This is a genomic window from Pseudorhodoplanes sp., assembly GCF_046289595.1.
Lineage (GTDB): Bacteria > Pseudomonadota > Alphaproteobacteria > Rhizobiales > Xanthobacteraceae > Pseudorhodoplanes.
Window position 1 is genome coordinate 55,235 of record NZ_JBKBVB010000005.1, and the last position, 20,748, is coordinate 75,982.

Consider the following 20,748-nt stretch of genomic DNA (forward strand, 5'->3'; position numbering starts at 1 on the left):
AATTCGCTGGTGATTGTCGTTGAGTGTTTCGGGTTATTTCTTCTTGCCGATGCCGTGATAGCTGCCGCCAAGTCCCGGCAATTTGCCGCCGCCGAGACCGGGCAGCCCGCCGGGCATTCCCGGCATGTTCTGCGGCAGACCGGGCATGCCGGGCGGCAAACCTCCGCCCTGCTGCTGCAGCTTCTCCGCCATTTTCTGCATCTCTTCCGGGGACGGCATGCCGCCGCCGAGGCCCAGCGCATTGGCGAGGCCGGCGAGCGGACCGCGCTTGGCGCCGCCCATGGCCTTCATCATGTCGGCCATGCCGCGATGCATTTTCAGCAGCTTGTTGATCTGCTCGGGCGTCGTGCCGGAGCCGGCCGCGATGCGCTTCTTGCGGCTGGCTTTCAGAATATCGGGATTGCGCCGCTCCTGCGGCGTCATCGAATCGATGATGGCGCATTGCCGCTTGAGCAGGGACTCGTCGAGATTGGCGGCGGCGAGCTGGTTCTTCATCTTGGCGACGCCCGGCATCATGCCCATCAGACCGCCGAGCCCGCCCATCTTCTGCATCTGCTTGAGCTGTTCGCGCAGATCGGACAGATCGAACGTGCCCTTGCGCATCTTTTCGGCGGTGCGCGCGGCCTTCTCGGCATCGATATTGGCCGCGGCCTTCTCGACCAGGGAGACGATGTCGCCCATGCCGAGAATGCGGCCGGCGATGCGCTGCGGATCGAAGGTCTCCAGCGCATCCATCTTTTCGCCGGTGCCGATCAGCTTGATCGGCTTGCCGGTGACGGCGCGCATCGACAGCGCCGCGCCGCCGCGGCCGTCGCCATCGACCCGCGTCATCACGATGCCGGTCAGCCCGACGCGCTCGTCGAAGGCCTTGGCGAGGTTGACCGCGTCCTGGCCGGTCAGCGCGTCGGCGACCAGCAGCACTTCATGCGGATCGGCGGCGCGCTTTACTTCGGCCGCTTCCGCCATCATGGCTTCGTCAAGCGTGATGCGGCCGGCGGTGTCGAGCAGCACCACATCGTAGCCGCCGAGCTTCGCCGCCTCGATCGCGCGCTTGGCGATCTGCGGCGGGGTCTGGCCGGCCACGATCGGCAGCGTATCGACGGAAACCTGCCTGCCGAGCACGGCGAGCTGCTCCATCGCCGCAGGCCGCCGGGTGTCGAGCGAGGCCATCAGCACCTTGCGCTTGGCGAGGTCGGTGACGCGCTTGGCGATCTTCGCGGTGGTCGTGGTCTTGCCGGAGCCCTGCAGGCCGACCATCATGATGGCAACCGGCGGCGCGGCATTCAGGTCGATCGGGTCCGCATCCGAGCCGAGGGTGCTGACCAGCTCGTCATGGACGATCTTGACCACCATCTGGCCGGGCGTGACCGACTTGATCACGGTCTCGCCGACCGCCTTCTGGCGCACCCGCTCGATAAAGGCGCGGGCGACATCGAGCGACACGTCGGCTTCGAGCAGCGCGCGGCGCACCTCGCGCATGGCGGCATCGACATCCTCCGGCCGCAGCGCGCCGCGCCGCGTCAGGGTATCGAGAATGCCGCTCAGCCGATCCGACAGATTGTCGAACATGCGCTTTTCCAAACAACAATGCGCCCGAGGGCGCACAGCGCTGTCGGGCGGGGGCCTCCGGCCTCAGGGACCGGTCGGCGGTTCGAAGGTCACATCTCTTGCGAGAGCGGCCGGAAACTAGGGGCGGGGGCCCGGGAAGTCAAGGAAACCCGGCAAATGTGCCGGATTTACTCCGGCTTCGGTGCCTTCTGTGGCGGGGCGGGCAGCGCTTCCGGCGCCACCGGCGCCTCGGGAGCGGCCGCTTCCCGCACCGGGAAAATCACCTCGATCACCAGTTCGTCCTCCGGGGTGGTGCGGGGATCGGTGATGTAGCGCTCGATGAAAAAATCGCCCGGCGTGAGGTTCTTCTCGTCGAAGAAGTTGGTGATCGCCTCGTAAAGATTTTCCATCGCGTCATAGGGCCCGCGATGGACGAACTTGTAGGCCTTTCCGGTGGGCGAGGTGCCGACCGCGATGTCGCCCTTCGGCGGATTGTCGAACGGACCCATGACCGGTACCGCGGCGCGGTACTCGAAGCCGGCGTCGTCGGCGCCGGTAAAAATCATCATGGCGTCGCCGTCGGGCTTGAGGCCGCGACGGTCGATATAGTCATGGACCGTCCTGATCCCCTCAACCAAAGTCTCATAAGCGGAATCCCAGCGGCCGCTGCCTTGCAGATAGACGATGGTCTTTTCCGGCAGCGCGATTTCGACGCCGAAGCCGTTTTCCTGCCCGGCGGTGGCGGCGAAGGCCGGACGGGGCGCGGCCGCCAGTGCCAGCAGGGCGGCGGCGAAACAGCGGCGGGACAGCATGCGGGGATCTCCAGAAAACGGCGCAGATGAGCGCCGCGATGCCGACCTTTTTAAGTCGCGATTGCAGAGGATGCGAGAAGCCGCGGCTCCCGGACGCAGCGGGGATGGGGGCGGCGCTGGCCAAGCCCCGCCGATTGCCCCATATAGACCGCAACTGGACCATTCCCGCAGCACCGGCATGAGCGCGCTCGCCAACCAGGCCTTCGTGAAGATGAACGGCATCGGCAACGAAATCGTTGTCGTGGACCTGCGCGCGCATCCGCAACCGGTCACGGCGGCCGATGCACGCGCGGTCGCCGCGCCGGAGGGCGCGCCCTATGACCAGCTGATGGTGCTCTATCCGCCGCGCGTGGCCGGGACCGAGAGCTTCGTGCGCATCTATAACAATGACGGCTCGGAGTCCGGCGCCTGCGGCAACGGCATGCGCTGCGTCGCCTCGCTGGTGTTCGACCGGACCGGCAAGGATGCGCTGACGTTCGAGACGAGGGCCGGACTGATCAATTGCTGGCGCGGTCCGCAGCCCGGGACCTTCACCGTCGATATGGGCAAGCCGCGCTTCGGCTGGCAGGACATCCCGCTTGCCGAGGAATTCCGCGACACCCGGGGCATCGAGTTGCAGATCGGGCCGATCGACCAGCCGATCCTGCATACGCCCTCGGTGGTCAATATGGGCAACCCGCATGCGGTGTTCTGGGTCGAGGATCCCTATGCCCACGACCTCGAAAAGCTCGGTCCGATGCTCGAACATCATCCGATCTTTCCCGAGCGCGCCAACATCACGCTCGCCGCGATCACATCGCGCGATCACATCGTGATGCGCACCTGGGAACGCGGCGCAGGCCTGACCAAGGCCTGCGGCTCGGCCGCGTGCGCGACTGCCGTGGCCGCCGCGCGGCTTGGCCGCACCGGCCGCACGGTGCGGATGTCGCTCCCGGGCGGCGATCTCGTCATCGAATGGCGCGAGCGCGACGACCACGTGCTGATGACCGGCGGCGTGGAATTCGAATTCGAGGGCCGCTTCGATCCCGCCTTGTTCACGCAGAAGGCGCCGGCATGAGCGTCGAGGTCGTCACCTTCGGCTGCCGTCTCAACACGCATGAATCCGAGATCATGCGCGGCAAGGCGCATGAGGCCGGGCTGACCGATGCGGTGGTGGTCAATACCTGCGCGGTGACGGCGGAAGCGGTGCGGCAGGCACGCCAGACCATCCGCCGGATTCGCCGGGAAAGGCCCGATGCGCGGATCGTCGTCACCGGCTGCGCGGCGCAAACCGAGCCCGCGACCTTCGCCGCGATGCCGGAAGTCGATCGCGTGGTCGGCAATACCGGGAAATTCGACATCGCGGCCTGGCGCGATACCCGCGCTGCCCTTGCGCGCGGCGCGTTCGGCATTGACGCGGAGGAGAAGGTCGTCGTCAACGACATCATGGCGGTTCGCGACACCGCGCTACACCTGATCGAGGGCCTCGAAGGCCGTGTGCGGGCGACGGTGCAGATCCAGAACGGATGCGACCATCGCTGCACGTTCTGCATCATTCCGTATGGCCGCGGCAATTCGCGCTCAGTGCCGATGGGCGAAATCGTCACACAGGTTCGCAAGCTGGTCGAGAACGGCTACCGCGAGATCGTGCTGACCGGCGTCGACATTACAAGCTACGGCCAGAATCTCCCGGGCGCGCCGAAGCTCGGCGCATTGGTGAAGCAGATTTTGAAGCACGTGCCGGAGCTGGAGCGGCTGCGACTCTCGTCCGTCGATTCCGTCGAGGCCGATTCCGACCTGCTCGATGCCCTTGCCTCCGAAGCGCGGCTGATGCCGCATCTGCATCTGTCGCTGCAGGCCGGCGACGACATGATCCTGAAGCGGATGAAGCGCCGGCATCTGCGCGCCGACGCGATCGCGTTCTGCGATCAGGTGCGGCGGCTGCGGCCGGACGTCGTATTCGGCGCCGACATCATTGCCGGCTTCCCGACGGAAACCGAGGCGATGTTCGCGCGTTCACTCGACATCGTGGACGAATGCGGCCTCACCCATCTGCATGTGTTTCCGTTCTCGCCGCGGCCCGGCACGCCGGCCGCGCGGATGCCGCAGGTCGCGCGCGAGACGGTGAAGGATCGCGCGAAACGGCTGCGGGAGAAGGGCGAGACGGCGTTGCGCCGTCATCTCGACGGCGAGATCGGGCAAACCCGCAGCGTGCTGATCGAGACCGACGAGATCGGCCGCACCGCGCATTTCACGCCGGTCCGCACCGGCGCGTGCGCGCCCGCGGGCAGCATCGTCGAGGTCGGCATCGCCGGGCATGACGGCCGCCATCTGATCGCGGCGTGATGCAATGCGCGTCCATGTCGGCGAGACTTTTTCCGAAACGCTGACCATGACACCCGAGGAGGCGAAAGCCTTCTCGCGCGCGGCCCGCGACTTCAACCCGCTGCATCTCGACGAGGGCGCCGCCGCGGCGAGCCGCTACGGCAAGCTGATCGTCAGCGGCACGCAGATGGCGGCGCATCTGATGGCGCTGACGGCGACGCATTTCACCGCGCGCGGCGAAGCCGTGGGACTCGATTTCTCGCTGCGCTTCCACAAGCCGGTTTACGCCGACGAGATCGTTACGCTGAGCTGGGAAGTGGTCGAGGTCAACCCGACCGCCGCCGGCCGCGAGGTGGTCGACCTCAAGGGCCGCGTGCTCAACCAGAAGGGAGAGGTCGCCGTCGCCGCCACCGGCCGCATCATGGTGGCGGAGAAGCTGTGACCGCGGGACTGTCGTCCGTCCACCCGCATGCCGTGAGCGCCGCACGCATATGCTCCGGCACCGGCGCGGTGACGCGGACCGGCTCTTTGTTCCTGTAAAGCGGCACCACGATTTCGCGGGACAGCAGATGCAGCAACGGCCCGCCGAAGCGGGGCGCGTTGCCATAGATGGTGTCGCCCAGGATCGGCCAGCCCATCGCCTGACAATGGACCCGCAGCTGATGCGTCCGGCCGGTGACCGGTTCGAGCGCGAGCCAGGTGAGCGGCGCGCCCGCGGCGGTCTCACCCCGCCCCATGACCTTCCATCGGGTCAGGCTCGGCTGCCCGGCCGGATCGACCTTCATCCACCAGCCGCGGTCCTGATTGCGCTTGCCAAGCGGCAGCTCGATCGAGCCTTCGTCCGCCTCCGGGATGCCCTCGACCACCGCCCAATAGGTCTTGCCGACCTTGCCGTCCTTGAACAGGTCGCCGAGCGTCGCCAAAGCCTTCCGGTGCCGGCCGAGCACGAGGCAGCCTGCGGTTTCGCGGTCGAGCCGGTGCGCGAGTTCCGGCGGCCGCGGCAAACCGAAGCGGAGGGTATCGAAATGATCCTGCAGCGCGCCCTCGATGCGGGCCGCCTTGGCGGCGGCGCCCTTCGGGCCGCGATGCACCGGAAGGCCGGCCGGCTTGTCGATCACCAGCATCAGCCCGTCGCGATACAGCAGCCGCGCCACCATCTCTTCCGGTGTCATTTTCATTGGGTCATTGCCGGGCTTGACCCGGCAATCCATCTCACTTTCAAGGACGTTACGAAGGAGATGGACCCCCGGGTCAAGCCCGGGGGTGACAGTGTAATGGAATGAATGACAGCACCCAAAATACCGACCACGCAGCCCCCGAGGAGAAGCCCACGAGCTGGTGGAAACGCCTCTCTTCGGGCCTGAAGAAGAGTTCCAGTTCGCTCGGCGCCGCGATCAGCGATCTCGTCACCAAGCGCAGGCTGGACAATGCTGCGCTCGACGAGATCGAGGAAGCGCTGATCCGCGCCGATCTCGGCGTCGTCACCGCCGCGCGCATCAGCGATGTGATCGGGCAGGGACGCTATGCGCAAAATCCCGACGCCGACGCGCTCAGGTCGATCATCGCCGACGAGGTGGAGAAGGTGCTGCTGCCGGTGGCGCATCCGCTCAAGATCGAGGGGGCGAAGCCGTTCGTGATTCTGGTCGCAGGCGTCAACGGCTCCGGCAAGACCACCACGATCGGCAAGCTCGCAGCGCGCTTTGCACGCGAAGGGCGCAAGGTCATGCTGGCGGCAGGCGATACCTTCCGCGCCGCGGCGATCGAGCAGCTCAAGATCTGGGGCGGCCGCGTCGGCGCCAAGGTGATCGCTCGCGAGCAGGGCTCGGACGCCGCCGGTATTGCATTCGACGCCGTCAGCGAGGCAAAGGCCGACGGCGTGGACGTGCTGCTGATCGACACCGCCGGCCGGCTGCAGAACCGCACCGAGCTCATGACCGAGCTGGAAAAGATCATCCGGGTGATGAAGAAGGTCGATGCCACCGCGCCGCATGCGGTGCTGCTGGTGCTCGACGCCACTGTCGGCCAGAATGCGATCTCGCAGGTCGAGGCCTTCGGCAAGACCGCGGGCGTGACCGGCCTGGTGATGACCAAGCTTGACGGCACCGCGCGCGGCGGCATTCTTGTCGCCATTGCCGAGACGTTCAAACTGCCGGTGCATTTCATCGGCGTCGGCGAAGGGATCGACGACCTGCAGCCGTTCACCGCGCGCGACTTTGCCCGGGCCATGGCGGGGATCGCGGAATAGGTTTTTGGTTTTGTCATGCCCGGGCTTGACCCGGGCACCCATCGCGCGAAGAGATGGATCGCCGGGTCGAGAACGGCGATGACCCCGCGGCTGAGACATCTGACATGACCGAAAAAGCCCAGCTCAATCCGTTCGTGAAGCTCGCGCTCGATTTCGGGCCGCTGATTCTGTTCTTCATCGTCAACGGGCGCGCCGGGATTTTCTGGGCGACCGGCGTGTTCATGGCGGCGGTCGTGGTCGCAATCCTGGTATCATACGCGCTGATCCGGCGTTTTCCGGTCATGACGCTGGTGACGGCCTTCATCGTCGTGGTGTTCGGCACGCTGACCATCGTGCTGCAGAACGATGTGTTCGTGAAAATGAAGACCACGATCATCTATCTGCTGTTCGCCGTGGTGCTGGCCGCGGGTGTCGTTCTGAAGAAGCCGTTTCTGGAGATCGCCTTCGATTCGGTGTTCCATCTGACCGACGAAGGCTGGCGGATTCTCACCATCCGCTGGATCGTTTTCTTCGTGGCCATGGCGATCCTGAACGAAATCGTCTGGCGCACGCAATCGACCGATTTCTGGGTGGCATTCAAGACCTTCGGCTTCGTGCCGCTGACCTTCATCTTCGCCATGGCACAGTTTCCGGTGCTGCAGAAATATGCGGCGAAGCAGGATGAAGCGCAAAGCTAGCCATCGATGCTTCGTGAGGTCATCCCGACATGCAGGTCTATATCGTCATCGTGCCGGATATGGTGCAGCTCGACATCACGGGTCCGCATCAGGTGCTGAAACCGAAAACGGGATGAACGGGAGCGCCGCGGCCCCCGGCTATTGCGCCGCCAGCGCCTTTTCGATCGCGGGCATCAGCACCGCTTTCAGATTCTGATCGGTGATCGGGCCGACCAGCTTGTAAGCGATGCGGCCGTCGCGGCCGACCACAAAGGTCTCCGGCACGCCATAGACGCCCCATTCGATCGCGGCGCGCCCGTTCGGATCGGAGCCGACCGCCACGAACGGATTGCCGTAGCGTCCGATGAATCGCCGCGCGTTGTCGGGCTGGTCCTTGTAGTTGATGCCGACCAGGCGGATCCGCTTGTCCTTTGACAGCTGCTCGAGCTGCGGCACCTCGTCATGGCAGGGCACGCACCAGGATGCCCAGACATTCACCAGCGTGACATTGCCTTTGAAGTCCGCCGGGTCGATGCCGGGGATCGGCTTGCCGTCCTGCACGAGCCCTGCAACCGGCGGCAAATGGGTCTGAGGCGCGTCGCGTCCGATCAGCGCCGACGGCACGCGCGAAGGATCGCCGGCGCCGAGCCGGTAGAGGAACAGCGCGGCCAGCGCCAGGAACAGGACCAGCGGCAGCGCGACCAGAAGCTTGCGGCGCATATTGCTGCCGGAGGTTTCGGAAGCCATGCTCATGCGGCTGATGCGTGTGCCGCAGGCTTTTGCGCTGTGGCTTTGCGGTCGTCGGAGCGCCGTGTGATGCCGCGGGCATCGAGCTCGGCAATCGTACGCCTGAGCGTGCGGCTCTCGATCATGATCCAGCCGATCAGGAACGCAAGGATAATGGCCGTCGCCGCATAGGACGCGACGATGAAAATGGCGTGGGGTCCAAGATCCATGAGCGTCGATCCGTCAGCGTCCGGGCGCGGCTTCCGCCTGCAACAGCAGCATGGAGCGGACGCGGCGTTTGAGGATTTCGTTGCGCATCGCGGCGAGATGCAGGGTGAAGAACAGCAGCGTGAACGCGACCGCCATGACCAGGAGCGGGATCAGGATGCTGGGATGGATCGCCGGCCCGCCGATCCTGACCACCGACGCGGGCTGATGCAGCGTGTTCCACCAGTCGACCGAGAACTTGATGATCGGCAGGTTGATCGCGCCGACCAGCGTCAGGATCGCGGCGGCGCGTCCGGCGCGGGCGGGATCGTCGACCGTGCGCCAGAGCACGATCACGCCGAGATACATCAGGAACAGCACGAAGACCGAGGTGAGCCGCGCATCCCAGACCCAGTAGGTGCCCCACATCGGCCGGCCCCACAATGCGCCGGTGATGAGGCAGATGAGGGTGAAGGCGGCGCCAATCGGGGCTGCGGCCTTGGCCGACATATCTGCCAGAGGATGCCGCCACACCAGCGTGCCGAGCGCGGCAATGGTCATCACGGTCCACCCCATCATCGCGAGCCAGGCGGAGGGCACGTGGATGAACATGATCTTGACGGTTGCGCCCTGCTGGTAATCGTCGGGCGCGCCGATGACGAGCCAGAAGCCCCACGCGAAGCACAGCACGGTCGCTGCCGTCAGCCAGGGCAGAATGCGCCCGGACAGAGCCAGGAAGCGGGTCGGATTGGCGAGGTCGATCAGGGCCATTTCGTTCGCTATGGATGGCGGTCGTGGTGGTGACGTCCGCTATTTATACACGATCCAATCCGCGCGGAATTGCGGAACAGGTCTCCCGCCTTGGTCGCGGCGACCGGGCGATTTGCGCACCGGAACACGGATTCGTGAACGCTACTCCTGTCCGGCCCGTAGCGCCGCCGCCGCCGCGAACGGCCCGACCACGAGCGACATCAATGTCAAAGCGCACAGGATGGTGAAAGGGGTGCCGAACGGCACCGGACCGATCACCGCGGCATTCGAGGCCGAGACCCCGAATATCAGGACCGGAACCGCGAGCGGCAGGATCAGCACCGGCAACAAGAGCCCGCCGCGGCGAAGCGTCACGGTCAGCCCTGCGCCGATCAGTCCGATGAAGGTCAGCGCCGGGGTTCCAGCGAGGAGGGTGGCGGTCACGGCCGCGGTGGCGGCGAGATCGAGGTTGAGAAACAGCGCCAGCACTGGCGCCACCGCCACCAGTGGCAGGGCGGTGGTGAGCCAGTGCGCCAGCGCCTTCACCGTCACCGCGACCTCCAGCGGCACGGTCCCCATCAGCAACAGGTCCAGCGAGCCGTCTTCCTGATCGGCGGCGAGCAGCCGGTCGAGGGCGAGCAGGCTCGCCAGCAGGGCGCCAAGCCACAGGATTGCCGGGCCGATCCGTTGCAGGAGCGCGAGATCCGGGCCGATGGCGAACGGCATCAGCGTCACCACCGACATGAAGAACAGGACGCCGATCAACGCCCCGCCGCCGATCCGGACCGCGATGCGGATATCGCGCATGAAAAGCGCCGCGAGTGCGCTCATGCCGCGCGCTCCAGCTTCAACGCGCGCGCGCCTTCGAGACCCAGCGGCAGATGGGTTGCCGCGACGATGATACCGCCGCCGGACAGATGCGATCGCATCAGATCGAGCAGCATCGCCTGCGAGGCGGTATCGAGCGCCGAGGTCGGTTCGTCGAGCAGCCAGAGCGGCCGCTTCGCCGCAATCAGGCGCGCGATGGACAGCCGCCGCTTTTGCCCCGCCGACAGATAGGCAGCCGGCAGAGCCGCAAGCTGGTCCAGACCCACGGTCGCAAGCGCCTCGCGCGGAGCGCCGCCGCCGCCGAGCCATGCCGTCCAGAAGGCGAGATTTTCTTCCACCGACAAGGCGGATTTGAGCGCATCGCTGTGGCCGAGATAATGCGCCTGTTCGCCGATGCTGCGCTCGGGGTCGCCACCCTGAAATGTGAGGGCGCCGGCTTCGATTCGCAGAAGGCCGGCAATCAGGCGCAGCAGCGACGATTTGCCCGCGCCGTTGCGGCCGGTGACGATCAGGGCCTCGCCGGCGGCGACCGAAAACGACAGACCGTCGAAGATCATCCGCCCGCCGCGCCGGCAGGCCAGGCTTTTCGCCAGTAAGGAGAGCGGCTCAGCCATGGCGCCGGCGGTCCGGATGGTGCGACGGCGCGACAAATCCACCGCGCCCATCTTTGGGGCCTCGGTCGATATGGCAGACCGCAGAAAAAGAATTTATAAGCCCGCACATTAGACCGCTTCTCGCCAATCCCTGAGGCCGCGCCGGCGCGCCCGGAAAAGCTTCGTGTTCCCAACACGTTAGCCCGGATTCGTGGAGGCTGTAAGGCAAACGGAAGACCATCCATGACCTCGCTCGACAGTTTCGACTGCTGCCGCACTCTCAAGGTCGGCGCCAAGACCTACGCCTATTACAGCCTGCCGGTGGCAGAGAAAAACGGTCTGAAGGGAATTTCCCGGCTGCCTTTCTCGATGAAGGTGCTGCTGGAAAACCTCCTGCGCAACGAGGACGGGCGCACCGTCACCAAGGACGACATCCTAGCGGTGGCGGCCTGGCTCAAGACCAAGTCCTCGGATCGCGAAATCGCGTTCCGTCCGGCGCGGGTGCTGATGCAGGACTTCACCGGCGTGCCTGCGGTGGTCGATCTCGCCGCGATGCGCGACGCGATGAAGGTGCTCGGCGGCGATCCGAAAAAGATCAACCCGCTGGTGCCGGTCGATCTCGTCATCGACCACTCGGTGATCGTGAATTATTTCGGCAATAACGCCGCGTTCAAGCTGAACGTGGAGGAAGAATACAAGCAGAACCAGGAACGCTACAAATTCCTGAAATGGGCGCAGAAGGCGTTCGACAATTTCCGCGTGGTGCCGCCGGGCACCGGCATCTGCCATCAGGTCAATCTCGAATATCTCTCTCAGGTTGTCTGGACCGGCAAGAAGGGCAAGGTGAAGGTCGGCGGCAAACAGGTCGCGGCGGAGATCGCCTATCCCGACACGCTGGTCGGCACCGACTCGCACACCACCATGGTCAACGGCATGGCCGTGCTCGGCTGGGGTGTCGGCGGCATCGAGGCGGAAGCGGCGATGCTCGGTCAGCCGCTGTCGATGCTGCTGCCGGAAGTGATCGGCTTCAGGCTGACCGGCACGCTGAAGGAAGGCGTCACCGCCACCGACCTCGTGCTCACGGTGGTCGAGATGCTGCGCAAACGCGGCGTGGTCGGCAAGTTCGTGGAATTCTTCGGCCCCGGCGTGCTCGATCTGTCGATCGCCGACCGCGCCACCATCGGCAACATGGCGCCGGAATACGGCGCGACCTGCGGTTTCTTCCCGGTCGATGCAGAGACGGTGAAATATCTGCGCGACACCAACCGCAAGGACGACCGCGTGAAGCTGGTCGCGGCCTATGCGAAGGCGCAAGGCATGTATCTGACCGCCACGACCAAGGATCCGGTCTTTACCGACGTGCTGAAGCTCGATCTGTCCAAGGTGGAGCCGTCGCTCGCCGGTCCGAAGCGGCCGCAGGACCGCGTGCCGCTGAAGTCGGTGAAGGCCGAATTCGCGTCCGCGATGGACAGCGAATTCAAGAAGGCCGGCGAACTCGACAAGCGTGTGCCGGTCAATGGCCGCGAGCACGATCTTGGCAATGGCGATGTGGTGATTGCCGCCATCACCTCCTGCACCAACACCTCCAATCCGAGCGTGATGATCGGCGCGGGCCTCCTCGCCCGCAAGGCGGCGGCGAAGGGGCTGACCTCGAAACCGTGGGTCAAGACGTCGCTTGCGCCCGGTTCGCAGGTGGTCGGCGAATATCTCGCCGCGTCCGGCCTGCAGAAGGATCTCGACAAGCTCGGCTTTAATCTCGTCGGCTATGGCTGCACCACCTGCATCGGCAATTCCGGGCCGCTGCCGGAGGAGATTTCGAAAGCCATCAACGACAACGATCTGGTTGCGGCCGCCGTGCTGTCGGGCAACCGCAATTTCGAAGGCCGCGTGAATGCGGATGTGCGCGCGAATTATCTCGCCTCGCCGCCGCTGGTGGTTGCCTATGCGATCGCGGGCACCATGCAGAAGGATCTCGCCAAGGAGCCGATCGGCGTCGACAAGGACGGCAAAAAGGTGATGCTGAAGGACATCTGGCCGACCACCAAGGAGATCGACAGCTTCATCCGCAAGAACGTGACCAGGAAGGTGTTCGCCAAGAAATACGCCAACGTGTTCAAGGGCGACGCCAACTGGCGCAAGATCGACGTCACCGGCGGGCTGACCTATGCCTGGGACAACAATTCCACCTATGTGCAGAACCCGCCGTATTTCGTCGGCATGCAGCCGCGTCCGACGCCGCCCGGCGACATCGTCAACGCGCGCATTCTCGGGCTGTTCCTGGATTCGATCACGACCGACCACATTTCGCCGGCCGGATCGATCAACCCGGCATCGCCTGCGGGCAAGTATCTGATCGACCACAACGTCAAGCCGATCGACTTCAACCAGTACGGTACGCGGCGCGGCAACCACGAAGTCATGATGCGCGGCACCTTCGCCAATATCCGCATCAAGAACCAGATGGTGCCGGGCGTCGAAGGCGGCGTGACGATCCACTATCCGGACGGCGAGCAGATGCCGATCTACGACGCGGCGATGCGCTACAAGCAGGAGAATGTTCCGCTGGTGGTGTTTGCCGGCAAGGAATACGGCACCGGCTCATCGCGCGACTGGGCGGCGAAGGGCACGATCCTGCTCGGTATCCGCGCCGTCATCACGCAGTCTTTCGAGCGCATTCATCGCTCGAACCTCGTGGGCATGGGCGTGCTTCCACTGGTGTTCGAGGAAGGCACCTCGTGGCAGACGCTGGGTCTGAAGGGCGGCGAGACCGTTACCATCCGCGGGTTGCAGGATTTGCGTCCGCGCCAGACGCTGAGCGCGGAAATTGCCATGGCTGACGGCTCGACCAGGACGGTGCCGCTGATTTGCCGGATCGATACCCTCGACGAGCTCGAATATTTCAAGAATGGCGGCATCCTGCAATACGTGCTGCGCCAGCTCGCGGCGTAACCAGGCCAGGTTGTGGCCGACCGGTGCTCCGGCCGGCCAAAACCCGCCATTAGCACAGTGGAAACCGTCGCAAGGCTGTCACTCCAAATTGAGTGGCGGCCCGCTGCCGGGCCAGCTATGTGACGCGTCACCTTTGTTGGGACTGGGGTGCTGACCAAGAAACCAGAAAGACAGAATGAAGCAGCGCTTTTCGAAAGCATTCCTTGCGGCCCTCGGCGTGGCATGGATGAGCCTGACTGCGGGCCCGATTGCCGCGAACGAGCCCAAGGTCGTGGTGGAATTATTCACGAGCCAGGGCTGTTCGTCCTGCCCGGCCGCAGACAAGCTGCTCGCCGAACTGGCCAAGGATCCGTCGATCCTGCCGATCAGTCTGTCGGTCGATTACTGGGATTACCTCGGCTGGAAAGATACGCTGGCGCTGCCCGGTCATGTGAAGCGGCAGCGCGGCTATTCCGGCATGCGCGGCGATCGCGCAGTGTACACCCCGCAGGCCATCATCAACGGCGCGATGCATGTCCTCGGCAGCGACCGGCAGGCGATCGAGCGCGCGGTGAAACAGGTGCGGGCAAACCCGCCGCGTCCGTCCCTTGCGGTGGATGTCACTGTCGCCGACGACCGCATCAATGTGGTGATTCCAGCGGGACCGCCGCCGGCCGAGCCGGTGCAAGTCTGGCTGTGCCCGGTCGCCAAGACGGTTCCGGTCAATATCGGACGCGGCGAGAACCGCGGACACACCGTCACCTATACGAATTCGGTCCGCGGCTGGATCAGGCTCGGAGAGTGGAAGGGCGAGGAGTTGCGCATCTCCAAGCCGATTTCCGAGATATCCGCGAAAGGCAAGTTCGACGCTGTCGCCATTCTGGTTCAGGCCGGCAAGCCGGATGCGCCGGGCCTGGTCTACGGCGCGGCGACGGCCTCGCTGCAGTAGCAGGCCCGGTCAGATTTCACAGCGACACGGACGTGAGCCCCGCGGCGGATTCGGCCGCAGCCCAGCTCGCGAAAAAAAGGCCGGCGAAACCGCCGGCCTTGAAGCAATTGGGGATTGAACCGTACGCAGTACGATTGACCCGGTCCGTTCCAAGCCCCGGGGGGCTGGGGGGCTGAGGAATCCGGAACTCGTTCCGGACCGGGTCGTAGTCATTGTAGATCGCCGTCCTTGGCGGCACGCGCTGGACCGAAATTGGGCCTTATTGTGTTGCCTCCGCACGAAGCTGTGAGCGCGGCGCGGTATCACGCGTCACGCGTCGAGGATGCTGCGGCCGATGCGTGCGGCAGATTCGCGCGACCGATCCGGGCTTGCAGCGGCGCGCGGCAGCGGCAATCATGAGCAATCATGAGAGTGTCATACAGCAAAGGAGGCGCCCATGAGCCTGACGGGCGACACCGAACCGAGCGAGCGTCACGGGGGCGTCCCTCCCCTTCCGGGATCCGCCCCCGATCGCGTCACGTTTGAACGCCGCGAGCTTGATCGCATTTTGCGGCTCTATGGGCGGATGGTGGCCGACGGCGAATGGCGCGACTATGCCATCGATTTTCTCAAGGACCGGGCGGTGTTTTCGATCTTCCGGCGCTCGTCCGAAGTCCCGATCTACCGCATCGAAAAAAATCCGAAACTGTCGCGCCGTCAGGGCGCCTATAGCGTCGTTTCGGCGACCGGCCTGATCATGCGCCGCGGCCATGAGCTGGATCGCGTGCTGCGGGTGTTCGACAAGAAGCTCAGTCTGGTGCCGGGATAGCGGTCGAACGTCAAAATCCTGCCGTTACGGCAGGGTCCGGTCGCCCTCGCCGAGCGCACGCTGCATCACTACGCTGTCGAGCCAGCGGCCGTGCTTGAAGCCGACACCGGTGAGCGTGCCGATCGGCACGAATCCGAGCGAGCGATGCAGCGCAATTGACGGCGCCTGCGCCGAGTCTCCGATCACCGCGATCATCTGACGAAAGCCGCAGCCCTCGGCCTGCAGGATCAGTTCGGCCAGCAGCCTGCGCCCGATGCCGCGGCCATGGGCGCCGGGATCGACATAGACGCTGTCCTCCACCGTGTGGCGATAGGCAACCCGCGGCCGGTAAGGTCCGGCATAGGCGTAGCCCATGATCGAGCCCTCGGTCTCCGCGACCAGATACGGAAATCCGCCCGCGACCAGCCGCGCACGTCGTAGCTCCATTTCCGCATTGTCCGGCGGCTCGGTCTCGAACGATGCCGTCCCGTGCACGACAGCGTGTGCATAGATCGCGGCAATGCCGGGGACGTCTCCGGGCGTTACGGGACGGATGACGACGGGTGCGGACATGGCCGGACGTGGCCCGAACGATACGGCCGACAAGATATGGCCGGAAAAGAGAGCGCCCCGGCGATCGACCGGGGCGTAGCGGATCTTGCGCGAAAGCTTTGTGCTCAGCGGCGGCTGCCGAATATGCGCAGCAGCATCAGGAACAGGTTGATGAAGTCGAGATAGAGCGACAGCGCGCCCATCACCGCCTTGCGGCCGGCGGATTGCGCGTCGTCGTTGGCGTCGTACATTTCCTTGATCTTCTGGGTGTCCCAGGCGGTCAGACCGGCGAAGACCAGGACGCCGATGACCGAGATCGCAAACGACATCGCGTCCGAGCGCAGGAGCAGGTTGACCAAGGACGCGAGGATGATGCCGATCAGGCCCATGATCAGGAACGAGCCCATCGCCGAGAGATCGCGCTGCGTGGTGTAGCCGTACAGGCTCAGCGCCCCGAACGCCGCCGCCGAGATGAAGAACACATTGGCGATCGAGTTTGCCGTATAGGTGATGAAGAGCGTCGCCAGCGAGACGCCGAGCAGTCCGGCATAAAGATAGAACAGCAGCATGGCGGTGCCGGCGGAAAACCGCTGGATGCCGAAACTGAGCGCGAAGACCAGCGCCAGCGGCGACAGGATCAGCACCCACATGGACGGTCCGCCGAACAGGAACTGGCCAAGCGGCGTCAGCCCGCTGATCTGGCCGCCGCTGACGGTAATCGAATTGCCGCCCACCATCTGGAAGATGAGGAAGGCGACGATGCCGGTCAGCGCCACGGCGGACGCCATGTAATTGTAGACGCGGATCATATGGGCGCGCAGGCCGGCGTCGTAGGCGACCGCGCGCTCCGCGTAGCCGCCGCGGGCGGCGGCGGCATTCCGATCGAAATCGGACATGGACATTCCTCCGATTGCCCGGATACCGCCGGGCCGGATGGCCGCACCCGAATCGGGGGCCAGGATGCCGCCAATGTAGAGGCCGGGGCACCCGTTTTCCAGCGGAGCCACACACCGGCGCCATGCCGGCAGCAAAAAGGGCCCCGGAAATCTCCGGAGCCCTTGATGTTCGGTTAAGGCGCTGGTCTCAGCCGCCTCGCGTCAGCCTCCCGGCTATCGCCCTATTCCTCGCGCTGGCCGAGCAGTTGCAGCAGCAGCGTGAACAGGTTGATGAAGTTCAGGTACAGCGACAGCGCACCCCGGATGGCGGAGCGCTCGTGCGCATCGCCCTCGAGCTGGCCGTAGATATACTCGTTCTTCAGGCGCTGCGTGTCGTAGGCGGTCAGGCCCGCGAACACCAGGACACCGACCACCGAGACAACGAAGGTCAGCATGCTGCTCGGCCAGATCAGGTTCACGAGCGCCGCAAGGATCACGCCGATCAGGCCCATGAACAGGAACGAGCCCCAGCCGGAAATGTCCCGCTGCGTGGTGTAGCCCCACAGGCTGAGCGCACCGAAGGTCGCTGCCGTGATGAAGAACACCCGGGTGATCGAGGTCTGGGTGTAGACCATGAAGATCGAGCTGAGGGAAATGCCCATCAGCGCGGCGAACACCCAGAACAGCACTTGCGCCGTGGCCGGCCGCATCCGCTCCATGCCGAAGCTGAGCAGGAATACCAGCGCCAGCGGCGACAGGATCACAACCCATTTCAGCGGACTGGCAAAAAGCATGTAGCCGAGCGGCGTCAGGAACAGCCCGCCGCGGATCGCGGCCGGCACTTCCACGCCGTTGCGCACCATCGTGGCGGCTGACGATGCGTCGCCGGTCACCGACAGCATGTAAATCCCGAGCGCGGCGAAGCCGGTGATGGCCAGGCCGAGCACCATGTAGTTGTAGACATGCAGCATATACGAGCGCAGACCCTGGTCGATGACGGCAGGTGTCGCGCGCCCGGCGGCCCTGTCATACGCGGCCGCATTCCGATTAAAGTCCGACATTATCGAACTCCCTAAGTTGTCGCCCAAAACTCATCGCCCTATTGCGCGACTCGACGCTCATATGGCGAAGCTTTCGCAAGGATACAGGGGATTGCGGTAAAAATACTCTGTCGCGAACGTCGCAGGTTCGACCATCCCGCGCGGCTGAATGTCGCAAATTCTATAGGTTTCGCAATACCGAGGCCGGCTTCTGCCCAAGAGCCCGGAAGGTGCCGGCCAGCCCGAACACGACGGTGACCGCCAGCGCGCCAAAGGCGGCGGCCAGCGCCGGTAGCGGCAGAAAGACATAGGTCAGGTTCATGATCCGGGTCACGACCAGCCAGGCGGCAGCCGATCCGGCCAGCACGCCGAACAAACCCGTCGCCAGTCCCAATAGGGAATATTCGATCGTATAAGCCGCAATCAGCCGCCCCCGGGTTGCGCCCAAGGTCTTCAGAATGATGGCGTCGTAGACGCGGTTGTGATGGCTTGCGGCCAGCGCCCCGGCAAGAACCAGGGCGGCCGCGAACAGGGTGATCAGGCTCGCGCCGCGAATGCCAAGCACCAGATTGCCCACCACCGATCCCACCGCCTGGATCGCGTCCTTGACCCGCACGCTGGTGACGGCCGGAAACGCCGCCGCCATGTCCCGCAACAGTGCCGCGTCCTGTTGCGCCGACGTATCCTGCGGGAAGGTCAGGGTCGCGATATGGGTATGCGGGGCGCCGCGGAACGTGTTGGGCGAATAGACCAGAACGAAATTGATGCCGAGGCTCTGCCAGTCCACCGTCCGCAGATTGGCGATGCCCGCGGTGACGGTGCGGCCGAGCACGTTGACCGTCAGCGTGTCGCCAAGCTTCAGGCCGAGCCCGTCGGCGATGCGCTTTTCCATCGAGAGCAGCGGCGGCCCGCTATAGCCGGCCGGCCACCATTCGCCTTCGATGAGCCGCGAGCCCGGCGGGATGTCATCGGTATAGGTGATGCCGCGATCGCTTTGCAGCGCCCAGGCGGCCTGCGGCGTCGGCTTGAGGTCTTCGGCCTTGACGCCGTTGGCGGCGACGATGCGTCCGCGGAGCATCGGCGCGCGGTCGAGCGTCGCATCCGGAACGGTCTTGCGGATGAAATCGTCGAAGCGCGGCCCGTCGGCGTTCTGGATATCGACGAAGAAGAATGCGGGCGCCCGATCCGGCAGCGCCTCCTGGAATTGCCGCCGCAGATTGCCGTCGATCTGTACAACGATCACGAGGACCGCAAGCCCAAGTCCGAGCGACAGCACGACGGACGGTGTCAGCGCGCCCGGCCGGTGGATATTGGCGACCGCCAGCCGCAGCGCGGTGATTTTCGAGCGCGGCAGCCGCGCCGCGATGCGCATGATGAGCTGCGCGATCAGATACAGGATGACAAAGGTTGCGGCGGACGCCGCGACGAAGACCGTGGCGATCCGTTTGTCATAGGCAAGCAGGATCGAAAGACCCGCGAGCGTCAGCGTGACCGCAGCGGCGGCGGCCAGGTAGGTTTTGCGCGGAAAGCCGAACCGGCCGCTGACGGCGTCGCGGAACAGCGCCGAAACCGGAATGTCATGGGCGCGGCCCAGCGGCCATAGCGCGAAGGCCAGCGCGGTGAGGAGGCCGAACATCGCCGCGAGCGCAAGCTGCGTCCATTGCAGCGACGGCTCGACCGGCAGCGGCAGCACGGCCCCGAAGGCGTAGGCGATCAGGAACGGCAGCGCCGCGCCGACAACGAGACCCGCCGTCGTGCCGATCGCGGCAATCGCCATCACCTGCACGAGATAGATGGTAAAGACGCGGCCGCCGGTGGCGCCGAGCGACTTCATGGTGGCGATGGTATCGCGGCGGCGTTCGAGATGGCTTCGCACCGCATTGGCGACGCCAACGCCGCCGACCAGCAGGGCGGTCAGGCCCACCAGCGTCAGAAACTGGGTGAAGCGCTCAATATTGCGTTCGAGCTGCGGCGACGCGTTATCGCGCGAGCGGATTTCCCAGCCGGCGTCGGGCAACTCCCGCCCGGCTTCGGCGATCAGTGTCCGCACCGCGGAATCGGAGGCGTCGTTGCCGGGCAGCGCGACCCGGTAATGCCAGCGCACCAGACTGCCGGGCTGAATGAGGCCGGTGGCGCGCAATGCGTCGATGCCGGTCAAGAGCCGCGGGCCGAAGCCGATGCCGCCGGCGAGCTTGTCGGGCTCGCTGCGCAGCACCGCGCGGATGTCGATTTGCGCATTGCCGACCGCGATGCGGTCGCCGACTTTCAGATCGAGCCGCGTCAGGAGCGCGATATCGACAGCCGCGCCATAGGCCCCGTCGCGAAAGGCAAGCGCATCGGCAAGCGGCATCGCCGGATCGAGCACGGCGTTGCCGTAGAGCGGATAGAGGCCGTCCACCGCCTTGACCTCGACCAGCGCCTGGTTGCCGTCGCCGGTCCGGGCCATGGCGCGCAACGTGGCCGCCTCTGAGACGCGGCCATAGCGCTGGAGCAGCGCGCGCTCCGGCGCGCCCGCTTCCCGATGAAACAGGGCAAAGGACACGTCGCCGCCGAGAATGGTGCGGCCCTCGCGGGCGAGCCCGCCGGCCAGGCTTTCGGACAGCGAGCCGACGCCCGCGATCGCCATCACGCCAAGTCCGATGCACAGGATCAGGACATAGAAGCCGCGCAGGCCGCCGCGCAATTCGCGCATGGCGAAACGCAGCGGCACCGACCAGCCGCCTCCGCGCCGTGTGGACGAAACGAAGCTCATGCGGTCGCCGCCGCGCGCGCGGCTTGCTGCGCGTTGTCGTGTTCGATGCGGCCCGACCGCAGCCGCACAACGCGCGCGCAGCGCCGCGCCAGCGAGGCATCATGCGTCACCAGGATCAGCGTGGTGCCGCGTTCGATATGGCCCTTGAACAGGAGTTCGACGACCTGCGCGCCGGTCTTTTCGTCGAGATTGCTGG

Annotated in this window: 20 protein-coding genes and 1 pseudogene; 8 read left to right on the plus strand and 13 right to left on the minus strand. The window is 65.4% G+C overall.

The features are described 5' to 3' along the window. Positions 1-33 precede the first annotated feature (33 nt). Both ffh and ACK41X_RS02650 read right to left on the minus strand, forming a co-directional pair. A complete protein-coding gene (gene ffh, locus ACK41X_RS02645; RefSeq protein ID WP_409718983.1) occupies positions 34-1,569 on the minus strand; it encodes a signal recognition particle protein in 1,536 nt (511 codons plus the stop codon). Positions 1,570-1,736: 167 nt separating this feature from the next. Next, complete coding sequence (locus ACK41X_RS02650; RefSeq protein ID WP_409718985.1) at positions 1,737-2,360, minus strand: GyrI-like domain-containing protein; 624 nt, start codon at positions 2,358-2,360, stop codon at positions 1,737-1,739. A gap of 178 nt (positions 2,361-2,538) precedes the next feature. On the opposite strand from ACK41X_RS02650, the gene dapF reads away from it, so the two are divergent. The 3 genes from dapF to ACK41X_RS02665 are packed head-to-tail and all read left to right on the plus strand — an operon-like array spanning position 2,539 to position 5,106. Further along, entirely contained in the window at positions 2,539-3,417 is an 879-nt protein-coding gene (gene dapF / locus ACK41X_RS02655; RefSeq protein ID WP_409718987.1) for a diaminopimelate epimerase, read from the plus strand. After that, positions 3,414-4,685: a tRNA (N(6)-L-threonylcarbamoyladenosine(37)-C(2))-methylthiotransferase MtaB gene (gene mtaB / locus ACK41X_RS02660; protein ID WP_409718989.1), complete on the plus strand. Its 1,272-nt coding sequence runs from the start codon at positions 3,414-3,416 to the stop codon at positions 4,683-4,685. The genes dapF and mtaB overlap by 4 nt, the downstream gene beginning before the upstream one ends. Before the next feature lie 4 nt (positions 4,686-4,689). Continuing rightward, positions 4,690-5,106: a MaoC family dehydratase gene (locus ACK41X_RS02665; protein ID WP_409718991.1), complete on the plus strand. Its 417-nt coding sequence runs from the start codon at positions 4,690-4,692 to the stop codon at positions 5,104-5,106. Here ACK41X_RS02665 and ACK41X_RS02670 read toward each other — a convergent pair. Continuing rightward, positions 5,084-5,836, minus strand: coding sequence for an RluA family pseudouridine synthase (locus tag ACK41X_RS02670; protein ID WP_409719057.1), 753 nt, complete (start codon positions 5,834-5,836; stop codon positions 5,084-5,086). The two genes, ACK41X_RS02665 and ACK41X_RS02670, sit on opposite strands and share 23 nt — an antisense overlap. 107 nt (positions 5,837-5,943) lie before the next feature. Between ACK41X_RS02670 and ftsY the strand changes: the two genes are divergently transcribed. Together ftsY and ACK41X_RS02680 are read left to right on the plus strand one after the other, a co-directional pair. Then, positions 5,944-6,909: a signal recognition particle-docking protein FtsY gene (gene ftsY / locus ACK41X_RS02675; protein ID WP_409718993.1), complete on the plus strand. Its 966-nt coding sequence runs from the start codon at positions 5,944-5,946 to the stop codon at positions 6,907-6,909. A 104-nt stretch (positions 6,910-7,013) separates the two neighbouring features. Continuing rightward, on the plus strand, positions 7,014-7,586 hold the full coding sequence (locus tag ACK41X_RS02680) for a septation protein A (protein ID WP_409718995.1): 573 nt from the start codon (positions 7,014-7,016) through the stop codon (positions 7,584-7,586). Positions 7,587-7,724: 138 nt separating this feature from the next. On the opposite strand, the gene ACK41X_RS02685 is transcribed toward ACK41X_RS02680, so the two are convergent. From ACK41X_RS02685 to ccmA, 5 genes are all read right to left on the minus strand, one after another. Beyond that, on the minus strand, positions 7,725-8,312 hold the full coding sequence (locus ACK41X_RS02685; RefSeq protein ID WP_409719059.1) for a DsbE family thiol:disulfide interchange protein: 588 nt from the start codon (positions 8,310-8,312) through the stop codon (positions 7,725-7,727). Between the two features lie 2 nt (positions 8,313-8,314). Continuing rightward, positions 8,315-8,521: a heme exporter protein CcmD gene (gene ccmD, locus ACK41X_RS02690; protein ID WP_409718997.1), complete on the minus strand. Its 207-nt coding sequence runs from the start codon at positions 8,519-8,521 to the stop codon at positions 8,315-8,317. Positions 8,522-8,534: 13 nt separating this feature from the next. Beyond that, positions 8,535-9,269, minus strand: coding sequence for a heme ABC transporter permease (locus ACK41X_RS02695; protein ID WP_409718999.1), 735 nt, complete (start codon positions 9,267-9,269; stop codon positions 8,535-8,537). Between the two features lie 141 nt (positions 9,270-9,410). Further along, positions 9,411-10,079: a heme exporter protein CcmB gene (gene ccmB, locus ACK41X_RS02700; RefSeq protein ID WP_409719001.1), complete on the minus strand. Its 669-nt coding sequence runs from the start codon at positions 10,077-10,079 to the stop codon at positions 9,411-9,413. Continuing rightward, complete coding sequence (gene ccmA, locus ACK41X_RS02705) at positions 10,076-10,690, minus strand: heme ABC exporter ATP-binding protein CcmA (RefSeq protein ID WP_409719003.1); 615 nt, start codon at positions 10,688-10,690, stop codon at positions 10,076-10,078. Before ccmA ends, ccmB begins: the two co-directional genes overlap by 4 nt. 222 nt (positions 10,691-10,912) lie before the next feature. On the opposite strand from ccmA, the gene acnA reads away from it, so the two are divergent. The 3 genes from acnA (at position 10,913) to ACK41X_RS02720 (ending at position 15,354) form a co-directional block, all read left to right on the plus strand. Continuing rightward, complete coding sequence (gene acnA / locus ACK41X_RS02710; RefSeq protein ID WP_409719005.1) at positions 10,913-13,618, plus strand: aconitate hydratase AcnA; 2,706 nt, start codon at positions 10,913-10,915, stop codon at positions 13,616-13,618. 175 nt (positions 13,619-13,793) lie between these two features. Then, positions 13,794-14,546, plus strand: a complete 753-nt coding sequence (locus tag ACK41X_RS02715) for a DUF1223 domain-containing protein (protein ID WP_409719007.1) — start codon at positions 13,794-13,796, stop codon at positions 14,544-14,546. Between the two features lie 436 nt (positions 14,547-14,982). Then, positions 14,983-15,354 carry a DUF2794 domain-containing protein gene (locus tag ACK41X_RS02720; protein ID WP_409719008.1) on the plus strand — a complete coding sequence of 124 codons (372 nt, stop codon included), beginning with the start codon at positions 14,983-14,985 and terminating at the stop codon, positions 15,352-15,354. A 24-nt stretch (positions 15,355-15,378) separates the two neighbouring features. Here ACK41X_RS02720 and ACK41X_RS02725 read toward each other — a convergent pair whose 3' ends face one another. From ACK41X_RS02725 to ACK41X_RS02745, 5 genes and pseudogenes are all read right to left on the minus strand, one after another. Next, positions 15,379-15,906: an N-acetyltransferase family protein gene (locus ACK41X_RS02725; RefSeq protein WP_409719010.1), complete on the minus strand. Its 528-nt coding sequence runs from the start codon at positions 15,904-15,906 to the stop codon at positions 15,379-15,381. 104 nt (positions 15,907-16,010) lie between these two features. Continuing rightward, on the minus strand, positions 16,011-16,781 hold the full coding sequence (locus ACK41X_RS02730; RefSeq protein ID WP_409719012.1) for a Bax inhibitor-1 family protein: 771 nt from the start codon (positions 16,779-16,781) through the stop codon (positions 16,011-16,013). A gap of 221 nt (positions 16,782-17,002) precedes the next feature. Further along, a complete protein-coding gene (locus tag ACK41X_RS02735; RefSeq protein WP_409719013.1) occupies positions 17,003-17,821 on the minus strand; it encodes a Bax inhibitor-1/YccA family protein in 819 nt (272 codons plus the stop codon). A gap of 160 nt (positions 17,822-17,981) precedes the next feature. Next, positions 17,982-20,552 (minus strand): ABC transporter permease, encoded by a 2,571-nt coding sequence (locus ACK41X_RS02740; RefSeq protein WP_409719015.1) that lies wholly within the window; start codon positions 20,550-20,552, stop codon positions 17,982-17,984. Further along, positions 20,549-20,748: pseudogene (locus tag ACK41X_RS02745) on the minus strand (ABC transporter ATP-binding protein); the annotation flags it as partial. The gene ACK41X_RS02740 and the pseudogene ACK41X_RS02745, both read right to left, overlap by 4 nt.